Origin of the sequence: Microbacterium sp. NPDC089190 (genome assembly GCF_040701795.1) — a bacterium.
Lineage (GTDB): Bacteria > Actinomycetota > Actinomycetes > Actinomycetales > Microbacteriaceae > Microbacterium > Microbacterium galbum.
In genome coordinates this window covers 428,578-440,837 of the sequence record NZ_JBFBHF010000004.1, presented here as the reverse complement: position 1 = coordinate 440,837, position 12,260 = coordinate 428,578, and the positions used below count along the sequence as shown (strand labels likewise).

General features: G+C 68.6%; 12 protein-coding genes and 1 pseudogene. 5 read left to right on the top strand and 8 right to left on the bottom strand.

The genetic code is table 11. The features are described 5' to 3' along the window. Both AB0230_RS15480 and AB0230_RS15475 read right to left on the bottom strand, forming a co-directional pair. On the bottom strand, positions 1-616 hold a 616-nt coding region (locus AB0230_RS15480), incomplete at its 3' end, for a chaplin family protein (RefSeq protein ID WP_366376711.1). 78 nt (positions 617-694) lie between these two features. Continuing rightward, positions 695-1,795, bottom strand: coding sequence for a hypothetical protein (locus AB0230_RS15475; protein WP_366376709.1), 1,101 nt, complete (start codon positions 1,793-1,795; stop codon positions 695-697). A gap of 663 nt (positions 1,796-2,458) precedes the next feature. Here AB0230_RS15475 and dnaB point away from each other — a divergent pair. Further along, positions 2,459-3,754: a replicative DNA helicase gene (dnaB, locus tag AB0230_RS15470; RefSeq protein ID WP_315994599.1), complete on the top strand. Its 1,296-nt coding sequence runs from the start codon at positions 2,459-2,461 to the stop codon at positions 3,752-3,754. A 267-nt stretch (positions 3,755-4,021) separates the two neighbouring features. Here the strand turns inward: dnaB and AB0230_RS15465 are convergent, their stop codons facing one another. Both AB0230_RS15465 and AB0230_RS15460 read right to left on the bottom strand, forming a co-directional pair. Further along, positions 4,022-4,300, bottom strand: a complete 279-nt coding sequence (locus tag AB0230_RS15465) for a hypothetical protein (protein ID WP_366376707.1) — start codon at positions 4,298-4,300, stop codon at positions 4,022-4,024. 14 nt (positions 4,301-4,314) lie between these two features. Further along, the gene (locus tag AB0230_RS15460) at positions 4,315-5,286 is read right to left on the bottom strand and encodes a DUF2599 domain-containing protein (protein WP_315994177.1); all 972 of its coding nucleotides are present in this window, start codon (positions 5,284-5,286) and stop codon (positions 4,315-4,317) included. Between the two features lie 336 nt (positions 5,287-5,622). Between AB0230_RS15460 and AB0230_RS15455 the strand changes: the two genes are divergently transcribed. Continuing rightward, positions 5,623-7,152 (top strand): CoA-acylating methylmalonate-semialdehyde dehydrogenase, encoded by a 1,530-nt coding sequence (locus AB0230_RS15455; RefSeq protein WP_363577288.1) that lies wholly within the window; start codon positions 5,623-5,625, stop codon positions 7,150-7,152. 112 nt (positions 7,153-7,264) lie between these two features. Here the strand turns inward: AB0230_RS15455 and AB0230_RS15450 are convergent, their stop codons facing one another. Further along, positions 7,265-8,785 (bottom strand): PucR family transcriptional regulator ligand-binding domain-containing protein, encoded by a 1,521-nt coding sequence (locus AB0230_RS15450; protein ID WP_366376705.1) that lies wholly within the window; start codon positions 8,783-8,785, stop codon positions 7,265-7,267. Between the two features lie 137 nt (positions 8,786-8,922). On the opposite strand from AB0230_RS15450, the gene AB0230_RS15445 reads away from it, so the two are divergent. The 3 genes from AB0230_RS15445 (at position 8,923) to AB0230_RS15435 (ending at position 11,235) form a co-directional block, all read left to right on the top strand. Further along, entirely contained in the window at positions 8,923-10,254 is a 1,332-nt protein-coding gene (locus AB0230_RS15445) for an aspartate aminotransferase family protein (RefSeq protein ID WP_366376703.1), read from the top strand. Positions 10,255-10,288: 34 nt separating this feature from the next. Further along, positions 10,289-10,441, top strand: coding sequence for a hypothetical protein (locus AB0230_RS15440; protein WP_366376701.1), 153 nt, complete (start codon positions 10,289-10,291; stop codon positions 10,439-10,441). An 83-nt stretch (positions 10,442-10,524) separates the two neighbouring features. Beyond that, entirely contained in the window at positions 10,525-11,235 is a 711-nt protein-coding gene (locus AB0230_RS15435; protein ID WP_366376699.1) for a hypothetical protein, read from the top strand. 19 nt (positions 11,236-11,254) lie between these two features. Here AB0230_RS15435 and AB0230_RS15430 read toward each other — a convergent pair whose 3' ends face one another. The 3 genes and pseudogenes from AB0230_RS15430 to AB0230_RS15420 form a co-directional block, all read right to left on the bottom strand. After that, positions 11,255-11,833, bottom strand: a complete 579-nt coding sequence (locus AB0230_RS15430) for a hypothetical protein (RefSeq protein ID WP_366376697.1) — start codon at positions 11,831-11,833, stop codon at positions 11,255-11,257. A gap of 142 nt (positions 11,834-11,975) precedes the next feature. Then, positions 11,976-12,074, bottom strand: a pseudogene (locus tag AB0230_RS15425) (VOC family protein); the annotation flags it as partial. 5 nt (positions 12,075-12,079) lie between these two features. Further along, on the bottom strand, positions 12,080-12,202 hold the full coding sequence (locus AB0230_RS15420) for a hypothetical protein (protein ID WP_366376695.1): 123 nt from the start codon (positions 12,200-12,202) through the stop codon (positions 12,080-12,082). Between the last annotated feature and the right edge of the window lie 58 nt (positions 12,203-12,260).

Below are 12,260 nucleotides of genomic sequence, written 5' to 3'. Positions count from 1 at the left end.
CGGTGCCGGTGGTGCCGCCGGCGGTGGTGGCGTCTTCGGTGTGGCTGTCGCCGATGACGGAGACGGCGTTTCCGCCGATCGTGACCGGAACCTCGACCGGCGCGACGACCTGGTTGCCGCCCGCGACGCTGTCGTTGCCGTCCGTGGTCGCCCCCGGCGTCTCCTCGACGTACACCGGCATGATGTGCAGCTCGGGAGCGGCCTCCGGAGCGGGCTCCGGCGCCGCCTCGGGCGCGGGCGTCGAGGTGTCGGCATCCTCGCTGTGGCTGTCGCCGATCACCGAGACGGCGTTGCCTCCGACGGTGACGGGCACATCGATCGAGATGATGCCCTGGTTTCCCGAGGCCACTCCGTCGCTGCCGTCGGTGGTGGCCACCGGGGCGGCATCCGGCGCGGGGGCCGAGGTGTCGGCATCCTCGCTGTGGCTGTCTCCGATGAGCGAGACGGCGTTGCCGCCGACGGTGACGGGCAGGTCGACCGAGATCGCCGCCTGGTCGCCCGAGAGCAGACCGTCTGCCCCCGAGGTCTCCGCGGCATTGGCGATGCCGCATCCGAGGACGGCCAAGCCGCCCCCGACGAGCGCGCCCAGCAGGGCACGCGAGTAGAACTTGCGCATGAGAGTTTCTCCTGTGTGTGAATGAGGGTGCGCGAACGCGCGGGGTCGTCTGCCGTGCGGGGCACGGCGCGACCGTCCTCAGTCAGGAGAGACGTCGGTGGCGAAGACGGGGCTCCCCGGCAGGTCGTCGTCGACGCCGCGGTGGAGAGCGAGCAGCAGCAGCCCGGCGCCGAGTACGGCGTCGGCGGGCGTTGCGAAGGGTGTGGCGGCCGTCGGAGTGCTCCCGGATGCCGATGACGAGGCCGGAACACCCGAGACGACGTCTGCGCCGAGAGGCGCGGGTGCGTCGGCGGGAGTCACGGGGGATGCCGGGGCCGCGGCGGCCTGCGCCGACGGTGCGGAGTGCGCGGCCGCGCTGAAGAACGCGGCGGTCTCGCGCGCCTGCGCGGTGAGCGCACCGGTGGGGGCGGCCGGGGAAGCCGTTGCCGACGCGCTCACCGGCGTCGGGGGCGCGGTGTCGGCGGCGGGAGTCGCGGCCGGGGGAGCGACGTCTCCGCCGAGGTCGACCGGCTCGACCGGGAACGACGGCGCGGGGACGACCGGGACGACGGGGTCGACCGAGGGCAGCTCGCCCACGATGACGGGGACCGTCCCGTCGACGGCGTCTCCGACGTCGGTGACGACCTCGCCGAGGCCCGTGTCGCCCACGACGGGTCCGACCACCGGGAGCGATTCGACGGTGTCGACGATCGGCTCGACGATCGTGCCGACGACCCCGGAGTCGATGACGTCGGAGACGCCCTGCGTCGTGTCGGCGACGACGGTGTCGACCGTGTCGAGGGCCCCGCCGGTCACGTCGTCCACGGTGTCGGCGACGGAGCCGGCCGTGTCGGTGACGGTGTCGGTCACCGTGTCGGTGATCTCGGCGACCGGGGCCGCCACGGGCTCGGGCAGAGCCTCTGAGACGGTGTCGGTGACGGATGCCGCAGTGTCGGCGACGTGATCGGTGACCGGTTCGACGACGTCGGTGATCGGCTGGGCGACCTTCTCGACCGTGTCGGTCGCGTCATCGACCGTCGAGGCGATGCCTCCGAGGAGTCCTGATCCGCTGCCGTCATCGGCGGAAGCCGACGACACCGACAGGGCGAGCGAGAGGAACGCGAGGGCGAATGCCGCGCAGGCGCCGAGGAGGAGCAGTCGCAGCGTGTGCGACACCCCTCGCTTCGCCATGGCATCCATCGATGCACCCCCAGAGAATCGTCGGCGATTCTGCGCGGGCCACGGTACGCCTGCGGTCGCGGCTCCGAAAGAGGCCGGGTGAAATCCCAGTAGTCGGAGGGTTGCCGCGCGGTGACGGGCGACACGCCGGATGGAAAAAAAGATTTGACAGCGGGGGGCTCGGATCGGTAGTGCTCCGGCGAGTTATCCCCCGAGTTGTGCACATGTGGAGTCCCTAGCGCAGAACCTTCAAGGCGAAGTTCACGCAGGTTTTACGCAGGAAACCTGTGGACAGAGATTTTCCAGATCAACGTTAGTTTTCGGCTCCAAATTGGCATCCATCCACCGAGTTCTCCACAGTAGTTGTGCACAGACGTGGCGGCGTTTCCCGCAAACTCTCCACAGAGTTATCCACAGGCCTGTTTGCATGTGGGGACCGTGGTATCTAGCGTGGGTCCAGCCCGTCGGGCATCCCGCTCACCAGCCGCGCGCGTCGATGTCGGAACTCCCTGATTCCATGCTGACGAGGTCGTCCCACCCGCAGTGTTTCCGATCCCCCTCACGCGCGCGCGTGGGGCGGTGACGGGGCGTCCGAGCACAGAAGGAGAGCACGTGGCCATCGCCGACATCGCCGAAGACCGTCTCGGAAAAGCACCGCGTCCCGAGCGCACGCCGCCGCACGACATGCTGGCCGAGCAGAGCGCACTGGGCGGCATGCTGCTGTCGAAAGACGCTGTCGCCGATGTGATCGAGACCCTCCGCGGCCCCGACTTCTACGTGCCGAAGCACGAGCTGATCTTCGAGGCCATCCTCACGCTCTACTCGCACGGCGAGCCCACCGACGTCGTCGCCGTGACCGACGAGCTCATCAAGACCGGCGAGCTGCAGCGCGCCGGGGGTGCGGACTACCTCCACACGCTCACTTCGATCGTGCCCACGGCGGCCAACGCCGGCTACTACGCCTCGATCGTGTCGGAGCGCGCCATGCTGCGCCGCCTCGTCGAGGCCGGCACGCGCATCGTGCAGATGGGTTACGCCGGCGAGGGCGACCCGGTCGAGCTCGTGAACAGCGCGCAGGCCGAGATCTACAACGTCTCGGGCGACGACAGCGCCGAGGACTACATCCCCCTGACGGTGGCGGTGGATGCCGCGGTCGACGAGATCGAGGCCGCTCGCGGCCGCGACGGGTCGATGACCGGCATCCCCACCGGCTTCGCCGGTCTCGACCAGCTCACCAACGGCCTGCACCCCGGTCAGATGATCGTGCTCGCCGCGCGTCCCGCGATGGGTAAGTCGACGCTCGCGCTCGACTTCGCCCGCGCCGCCGCGATCAAGTCGAACGCCCCGTGCATCTTCTTTTCGCTCGAGATGGGGCGCAGCGAGATCGCCATGCGTCTGCTGAGCGCCGAGGGGGCCATCCCGCTGCAGAGCATGCGCAAGGGAACCCTCGACTCCCGCGACTGGACGACCGTCGCCGCCACCCGTGGTCGCATCAACGACGCTCCCCTCTACATCGACGACAGCCCGAACATGACGCTGGTCGAGATCCGTGCGAAGTGCCGTCGCCTGAAGCAGCGCGAGGGTCTCAAGATGGTCGTCATCGACTACCTGCAGCTGCTCACGAGCGGTAAGCGCGTCGAGTCGCGCCAGCAGGAGGTCAGTGAGTTCTCGCGTGCCCTGAAGCTGATGGCGAAGGAGCTGCAGGTTCCCGTCATCGCCCTCTCGCAGCTGAACCGTGGTGCCGAGCAGCGCGCCGACAAGAAGCCGGCCCTGTCCGACCTCCGCGAGTCGGGCTCGATCGAGCAGGATGCCGACATGGTGGTGCTGCTGCACCGCGAGGCGGCCTACGAGAAGGACTCCCCGCGCGCCGGCGAGGCCGACCTGATCGTCGCGAAGCACCGTAACGGTCCGACCGACACGATCACGGTGGCGTTCCAGGGTCACTACTCACGCTTCGCCGACATGGCGCCGGGGATGTGACTCGGGGCTCACGGCCTCTCTAGGGATTCATCTGAAATGCCCCTTTCGCGGGGGATTGTCCACGCGGTGCCCAGGAGGGCACTTCGATGAATGAGATCTGCCTGTTGCCGGTGCGCTGACAAGTTCACCTGGTACGCCGATCAAGCGATTGACGAGGACGTCAAGGCAGGCAACGCGGACTCGTAGGAGGGCGTCGTCGGTCGCGCGCGCTTCTTTCTCGCGCATTGAGGTGCTCCCGGACTCATCGCAGGCCGGGAGCACCTGGGGTCAGCGAGTGTCAGGAAGCGTGGGCGCGTTCACGCTTTCTTCGGTCGACGGATCGCCGCCGTGCAGTGCCTTGGCCAGACGCCACGCCAGAGCACATACGCCCCACACGACAGCGCAGATACCCACCGCCAGTGCGAGGAGCGGTGGCGGCGTCAGTTCGCCTCGTGTGCCTTGGAGGTCTGCTGCGACCGCATCCGCGTAGATGGTCGAGCCGCCCCACCAAACCAGGACGACACCGACGATCAGAGCGACGCCGGCGAAGATCGGTTTGCTCAGCACGTGACTCTCCCGCCTCAGGGGTTGCATTTCGCGGCGACTGTTGCGTCGTACCCGACGTCCGGACGCCAAGAGTCGAGGTTCCACGGGGTCTTCTGGTTTCCCGCGTTCATCCAGTGACAGACGAGCTGATCGTGGTACTTCCGAGCCTCGTAGGTTGAGGGAACGATGTCGTCGTATGCCTGGATCCCTGTGGATCGCGGCACTCGCTGCCAGTTGACTCCCGATTTCGGGTAGACCGACACGGTCGTCGTCCCCGCGCCTGAATTGATATTCAGGACGATCTTCGAGTAGTAGGAGTTGCTGCCCGGGAGGGTCTGAGTCGGGTCCGCAACGATGGGGTACACGTACTCTCGCGCGGTGTGGTCGACGACCTGCGTGAGAGTCGAGCCATCGACCACGTAGTGAGTAGGAACGGAGGTTCCAGTCGCGTCGACCGCCCAAGGGTCGTAGAGCGAACTGATCATGACGCCGTCCCGCCAGACCGACACTGCGCCGTCTACGAGGTCCTGTCGGAGTTCCCCCATCTGCGAGTAGTCGTAGGAGTAGTGGCTCGGTGCACTCACGTCCTCAAGGATGGATGCGAACGTGAGGTGGTCATCCTTGACGACCACAGAGGTCGACGACCCATTGTTGTTGTCGAAGGTCGGCGCCAGCGGGTCATCTGAGGCCAGAACCGCGTCGGCGCTCACCGGCAGTGCAACCGCGTAGTCCACTCCGTCAATGGTCATCTTCACGGGCTCGGACGGCTCGAGAGGGGTAGTTACGGCGCCAGAATCGACGTCATAAACGAGGCCGTCGGGAGTCTGGACGGCGTCATCATGGGCGCCCGAGGCGACATCGGGGGCCGCGTCTCGGATGAGATCGAACGCTGAATCCGTTCTGTCGTCGGCTACTGCAGGTAGCGGTGCAACCGTTGCCAGGATGATCGTTGCGATGCCCAACGCGCCGACGATCGCAAGGCGGCGTGCCCTTTGTGGAGCCTTCACGTGTCAAACCCTTCCTTGGTGTGACTCTCGTTCGGCTCTCCCCGGGCGTCACGCTATCGGCTGTGGCTCCGCGCGGTCTGTCCCCTCTTCGGAGGACCCCGCGCCACCTGCAGAGCAAGGTTTTCACCCCCAATACCGAGGCGACCTGCGCGGGCGTCAGAACTGCATCCGCCTCTGGCGTGGCTGCGGCCTTCCGCGAATGGGCGGCCAATCGGCCGGATCCTGCCGATCTGTCGATCCGCACCACGACGAATCGACCTCTCGGCAGACCACCCGCATGCGACGCCGACGTACTGTCTCCCTTGCGCCCGCCGGCGCCGAACGGAGGAGAACAGCATGGTCAGTGAGTCGCTCGTCGACGTCGCGGTGGTTTCGCACTGGATCGATGGCGCGGAGCGCCCCTCGACCTCGGGACGCACCGCGCCCGTGTACAACCCCGCCACCGGCGCCGTCCAAGCGGAGGTCGCTCTGGCCGACCAGGCCGAGATCGACGAGGCCATCGCCTCGGCGGAGCGCGGCTTCCGCGAGTGGTCGCAGTACTCGATCGCGAAGCGGCAGTCGGTGCTGTTCGCGTTCCGTGAGCTGCTGAACGCCCGCAAACCCGAGCTCGCCCGCCTCGTCACCAGCGAGCACGGCAAGGTCGTCTCCGACGCGATGGGCGAGATCCTGCGCGGCCAAGAGGTCGTCGAGCTCGCGACCGGTTTCCCGCACCTCATCAAGGGCGCGTACAGCGAGAACGCCTCCACCGGTGTCGACGTCTACTCCCTCAAGCAGCCGCTCGGCGTGGTCGGGGTCATCTCGCCGTTCAACTTCCCCGTGATGGTGCCGCTGTGGTTCGTCCCGATCGCGCTGGCCGCCGGCAACGCGGTCGTGCTCAAGCCGAGCGAGAAGGACCCGTCCGCGGCGCTGTGGATCGCGAAGCTCTGGAAGGAAGCCGGTCTCCCCGACGGTGCCTTCACCGTGCTGCAGGGCGACAAGCTCGCCGTCGACGGTCTGCTGACCAGCCCCGTCGTGCAGTCCATCTCGTTCGTGGGCTCGACGCCCATCGCGCAGTACATCTACGAGACCGCCTCGAAACACGGCAAGCGCGTGCAGGCGCTGGGTGGCGCGAAGAACCACATGCTCGTCCTTCCGGATGCCGACCTCGACCTCGTGGCCGACTCGGCCGTCAACGCCGGGTACGGAGCGGCGGGCGAGCGCTGCATGGCCATCAGCGTCGTGCTCGCCGTCGAGCCCGTCGCCGACGACCTCGTCGCGAAGATCAGCGAGCGCATCGCGAAGCTCCGCATCGGCAACGGCGCCGGGACCGACGGCGCGGAGCCCGACATGGGTCCGCTCATCACCGACGTGCACCGCGACAAAGTGTCGTCGTACGTCGACATCGCCGAGGCCGACGGGGCGAAGATCGTCGTCGACGGCCGCGGCTTCACGGTCGACGGGCACGAGGACGGCTTCTTCTTCGGACCGACCCTCATCGACGGCATGCCCACGACCTCGCGCGCCTACACGGAGGAGATCTTCGGACCCGTCCTCTCGATCGTGCGCGTCTCGTCGTACGAAGAGGGTCTCGACCTCATCAACAGCGGTGAATTCGGCAACGGCACCGCGATCTTCACCAACGACGGGGGAGCCGCGCGGCGGTTCCAGAGCGAAGTGCAGGTCGGCATGATCGGCATCAACGTGCCCATCCCCGTCCCCGTGGCCTACCACTCGTTCGGTGGGTGGAAGAAGTCGCTCTTCGGCGACGCGAAGGCCTACGGCGTGCACGGCTTCGACTTCTTCACGCGCGAGAAGGCCGTCACGAGCCGCTGGCTCGACCCCGCCACCCACGGCGGCATCAACCTGGGCTTCCCGCAGAACAGCTGAGCTCCCTCTCCTCCCGGGTGAGGGGTCAGAATTCGTCGCCTGGGACGCGCCAGAGCGACAGATCTTGACCCCTCACGCGCGAGGGTGTCCGAGTGAACGGCCGCGGCATCCGTCACTCCGCCGTGAGGCGCAGGGCGTTCCAGAGCTCGGAGCGTCCCCCGAAGGTGTCGAGGTCGAGACCGAGGCGGTGCGCCGCCCCGTCGACGCGGTGCCGCAGGGTGTGGCGATGGATGCCGAGGGCCCCCGCCGCCGTTCCCCACGAGCCGTTGTGCTCGAGCCAGACCTCCAGCATGCGCCGCAGCTCGGGGTCGTCGTCGAGGGGGAGCAGCATGCGGCGCGCGACGTCGTGGGCGCGCGTCTGCTCGAGGTGGCCGAGGATGCCCGATCCGGCGAGCTCGTCGAAGAAGACGATGGGCTGTCGGGCCGACGCCCGCTCCTGCGCCCGCCGTGCTTCGCCGAGCGCCGCGGCGATCTGGTCCCAGCCCACGCGCGACGACACGCCTCCCGTCGGGCGATGAGGGGCCGCGGCGGCGAACAGTCCCGCGTCGTCGCCGTCGGTGTACACCGCGACGACGTGGTCGCCCTGCTGCGCGAAGAAGAGCGCTCCGGGCCGCTTCTCGGCGAGCACCTCGAGGGCGGGAATCAGCGGGTGGGAGTCGAGGGTCTGCTCCGAATCGCGCACGTCGAGCCGGGCGACGCGGAGCGGGGCCGGAGGGAGCCGACCCCAGAGGTGCTTGACCGTGTCGCCGGCGACGTCGGTGTCGCCGGCGGCGAGGAGCTCCAGGATGCCGCTGCGCAGGCGTCGACGCGCGCTGTCGAGGGTGCTGCTCTGCTCGAGCGAGATGCTCGCGAGCGCGATGACGCTGTCGACGAGATCTTGGCGGGCGCGATCGAAGGGGCCGTTCGAGATGCCGACGGCCAGCACGCCGCGGAGGGTGCCGTGCTGCCCGAGGGTCTGCAGGGTGACCTCGCCCACTCCGCCGAGGCTCACGCGGGCGGCGGCGGCGCGTCGTCCGGCGAGGGCGGCGGCGACCGCTTCGCGCACCGGCTCGTCGAGCGCGGCGGGGATCCCCGTGGTCTCGGGGACGAGCACGAGGGCACCGGAGGCGTCGAAGAGGGCGACCCAGGTCTCCAGGGCGCGTTCGAGTTCGCGCAGGATGGCGCTGAGCCCGTCGGGTCGGAGCGCGGCGCGCGCGACCCGGCGTTGCGCGAGCAGCGAGCGTTCCAGGCGTGCCCGCTCGTCGGCCGCGGTCGCGTCGGAGACGGCCTTGATCAGGCCCATGAAGGGCGTCTGGCGCGAGACCTCGATCAGCGGCATCCCGAGCCGATCGCACGCGGTGACCAGCTCGGGCGGCACCCGCTCGAGAAGGATGCCGACCGAGACGCCCAGGGCGCGCACGCCGAGGGCGACGAGGCGCTCGACGTAGTCGTCGACCGGGGCATTGTGCGGCGGGAGGAACGGGGCGCCGTCGGTGAGCAGCAGACCGCCGGGTTCGAGCCAGGGGGTGGGGTCGGGGAGGTCGGAGTTGTGCGCCCACCGCAGGGGCGCGTCGAGGGCGGCGTCGTCGGCGGCGGCCAGGGGCGTCAGCCGGAACGACGGCTCGGCCATGAGGGAACGCAGGTCGGCGGGCACGCGGGGCCTTCCTCTCGGGATGCGGTTCGGGATGCCGGATGGTCGAAGAAGCGGTCCTGCGAACGACATACCGGCATCCCATGTTCGCACTCGCGTCGCGATGATGGAGGCAACCGCATCCGATCACCGGAGGACCCATGACGTTCGTCGCCGACCCCCTCACCTCTCGCAGTAACGCCGACATCTCGCAGGCCGACCGCAGCCGCGTCTTCCACTCGTGGTCGGCGCAAGGGGCGCTCGCGCCGATGCCGATCGTCTCGGGGTCCGGGTCGGTCGTGTGGGACGCCGAGGGCAACGAGTACCTCGACTTCTCGAGCCAGCTCGTGAACGTCAACATCGGTCATCAGCACCCCAAGGTCGTCGCGGCGATCCGCGAGCAGGCCGAGCTGCTCACCACCGTGGCCCCCGCGCACGCCAACGCGACGCGCGCCCGCGCGGCGGAGATGATCTGCGAGCTCGCGCCCGAGGGCTTCGAGAAGGTCTTCTTCACCAACGGCGGGGCGGATGCCAACGAGAACGCGATCCGCATGGCGCGCCTGGTCACCGGTCGCGACAAGGTCATCTCGCGCTACCGCTCGTACCACGGCAACACCGGAGCGGCGATCGTCGCGACGGGCGACTGGCGCCGCATCCCCAACGAGTACGCGCGCGGTCACGTGCACGTGTTCGGCCCCTACCTCTACCGCTCGGAGTTCTGGGCGACCACTGAAGAGGAGGAGTGCGCCCGCGCGCTGCACCACCTCGAGCGCGTCATCCAGGCCGAGGGTGCCTCGACGATCGCGGCGATCCTGCTCGAGACCGTGCCCGGCACGGCGGGCATCATGACGCCGCCGAAGGGCTACCTCGCCGGCGTGCGCGAGATCTGCGACCGGTACGGCATCGTCATGATCCTCGACGAGGTCATGGCCGGCTTCGGCCGCACGGGGGAGTGGTTCGCATTCCACGCGCACGACGTCACGCCCGACCTCATCACCTTCGCCAAGGGCGTCAACTCCGGGTACGTGCCGGTGGGCGGCGTGATCATCTCGGATGCCATCGCCCACCACTTCGACGACACGGTGTTCCCCGGGGGTCTGACGTACTCGGGTCACCCGCTCGCCGCGGCGAGCATCGTCGCCGCCCTCGGCGCGATGCGCGAGGAGGGCATCGTCGACAACGCCAAGCGCATCGGCGCCGAGGTCATCGGCCCGCGTCTCGCCGAGCTCGCCGAGCGCCACGAGATCGTCGGTGAAGTGCGCGGCAGCGGCGTGTTCTGGGCGATCGAACTCGTCTCCGACCGCGAGACCCGCACCCCCGTCACGCCCGCGACGATGGGCGCCATCAAAGCCGCCCTGCTGAGCCGCGGCCTGCTGCCCTTCATCGCCGACAACCGCATCCACGTGGTGCCGCCGTGCGTGGTGACCGACGACGAGGCGCGGCGGGGGCTCGAGGTCATTGATGCGGTGCTTGCGGAGGTTGAGCGTGCGTGAGGTGGAAGTCAGGCTGGGCTGAGCCTTCCGGCAGTTGGACTCTTCAGCCGGCAGGTTCGCCGATATGGCGCTCGGCATTCACCTCGTGGCGACGCAGCCGTCGGGTCTGCGGATCGGAAACCTGATTGACATCGACGGCCCGCAGTTGAACCTGACCGAGAACCCTGCGCCTTCGCACGTGGACTGACCTTCCCTCAGGTTCTGGCACCAGCGTGAATTCATGGGTGGGTCCAATCGCGCCGGTTGGCCTCGCTGAATCAGGATGAAGCGGTGAGTACTGAGCGGGACGCCGCGTACGCCGTTGTCGACGAGCTCGCCCAGTGGTCGGATTGGCGGCCCTTCTTCGAGGTGGCGGCGGGCGCCCCCACCGCTCCGGGCGTCTATCAGATGCGCCTTCGGGACGGTCTGGTCGTCTACGTCGGAATGGCGGGGGAGCGTCGCGGCAAGGGTATCCGGGGGCGGCTCTCGATCTACCGACGCGGCAAAGGCGCGGTGAGCGGTTTCGGCGAGGCGGCGCTCAATCAGGCACTGGCGGATGCCGAGTTCATCGAGGAGCGTCTCGCGAACGTCAGGGACGGTCAGCCCGCGAGGGCATCGAGCTGGGCGATTGACGCGATTCGGCGACTGGACGTCGAGGTTCGTTGGACTCCGTGCGAGACCGCGGCGTCAGCGTTGGCAGTGGAAACCGCGGTCGTCGCGTTGCTGCGCACGCATGGCATCTGGAATCGTGTCGCCAACCGTACGATCCGGACGCCCGCATCCGCCCCGGCAGCTGTCGAGCAGCCCGTCGAGAGTGACGTCGGGGGCCCGACGACGATCGCCGCGCTGAGTGGAGAACTCGGTCGTGACGACGGGGGTAGGGCGATTCGACGCACCCTCCGGCGAGGCTTTCCCGACCATGTTCGCCACACGTCGTGGGATCCGCTGACGCCGGCCCATGTCGCCTACGTGCGGTCGCGGCTACGTCGTCCGCGCAGCTGAACCGTCGTCGTGGCGGCGCTCAGTTCACCCAGAACCCCAGCGTGCAGAGCAGCCGCGTCTCATCGTCGGAATCCGCGGGCGACTCGATGGCCGGCGGGAAGACGCCCCACTGCCGCCACTCGTCGGCGTGCGGGGTGACGTCCTCATTGAATCCGGAGATCAGCTCGGGGGAGAGGTGGAACGGGATGCCGAAATGCTTCGCGATCGAGTAGGCCTGGAACGCGCGGTAGGTCGCGAGGTGCGCGAAACCTTCCGCCGCCGGGTAGTCGCCGTAGGTGAAACGGAAGGTCTCGGCGATGTCGCCCGACCGCACGGCTGCCGTCGCCGTGTCGTTGAGCGCGTCGTAGGACGCGATCGGATCATCGCCGAGCCGATCGACGTCGGCGTACGGGTCGCCGTCGACTGCCGCGCGACCGGCGATGACGTCGGGGATCCAGGCTTCGTCGTACGCATGTCGCCCGAGGATGCCGAGCAGTGTGGGCGACTCGAGCTGGCTCCACTCCTTCGGCACGGGGGCGGAGAGGTCAGCGGGATCGAGCTGGTCGATGACCCCGCGCAGCGCGGCATCGGCGTGGAGAAAGAGGGTGGCTGGGCTCATGGTGGGGAGGGTACTCCGGGGGTGCGGGAGGGGCCAGACGCAAAGGTGTATCGATAGCTCGACGGGGTTCGTTTCCCCTATCCGCGCTGGGGGTAGGAGTTCAGCCTTACCGGGGATTGCGTCGCTCTGCCCAGGACCGGCGTCAAATGCCAACGTTCGACACACTCCAAGTCACCCCAAACCAATCCGTCAACATCCCGAACCCCGCACTCCACGCCGAAGCCGCGAGCGGCTCGACCAATAAACCTAGGCCTGGTCGACCTCGTTCTCCTCGGCGCCCTGCTCCCAGCGCGTGACCAGGTCGGGGTTGGCGGTCGCGGGGCGGCCGACGGCGATCATGTCGGCGATGTCGTCCTCCACGATCGACACCGCTTCTTCGCGTGTGGTGACCTTCGAAAGCCCGAGTAGGGCCTCGTAGGTGGCGCGG

Excerpts from the sequence above, each read along its gene's own strand:
- AB0230_RS15475 (WP_366376709.1), bottom strand. The coding sequence starts at position 1,795 with ATGGATGCCATGGCGAAGCGAGGGGTGTCGCACACGCTGCGACTGCTC.
- dnaB (WP_315994599.1), top strand. The coding sequence starts at position 2,459 with ATGCTGGCCGAGCAGAGCGCACTGGGCGGCATGCTGCTGTCGAAAGAC.
- AB0230_RS15455 (WP_363577288.1), top strand. The coding sequence starts at position 5,623 with ATGGTCAGTGAGTCGCTCGTCGACGTCGCGGTGGTTTCGCACTGGATC.
- AB0230_RS15445 (WP_366376703.1), top strand. The coding sequence starts at position 8,923 with ATGACGTTCGTCGCCGACCCCCTCACCTCTCGCAGTAACGCCGACATC.
- AB0230_RS15430 (WP_366376697.1), bottom strand. The coding sequence starts at position 11,833 with ATGAGCCCAGCCACCCTCTTTCTCCACGCCGATGCCGCGCTGCGCGGG.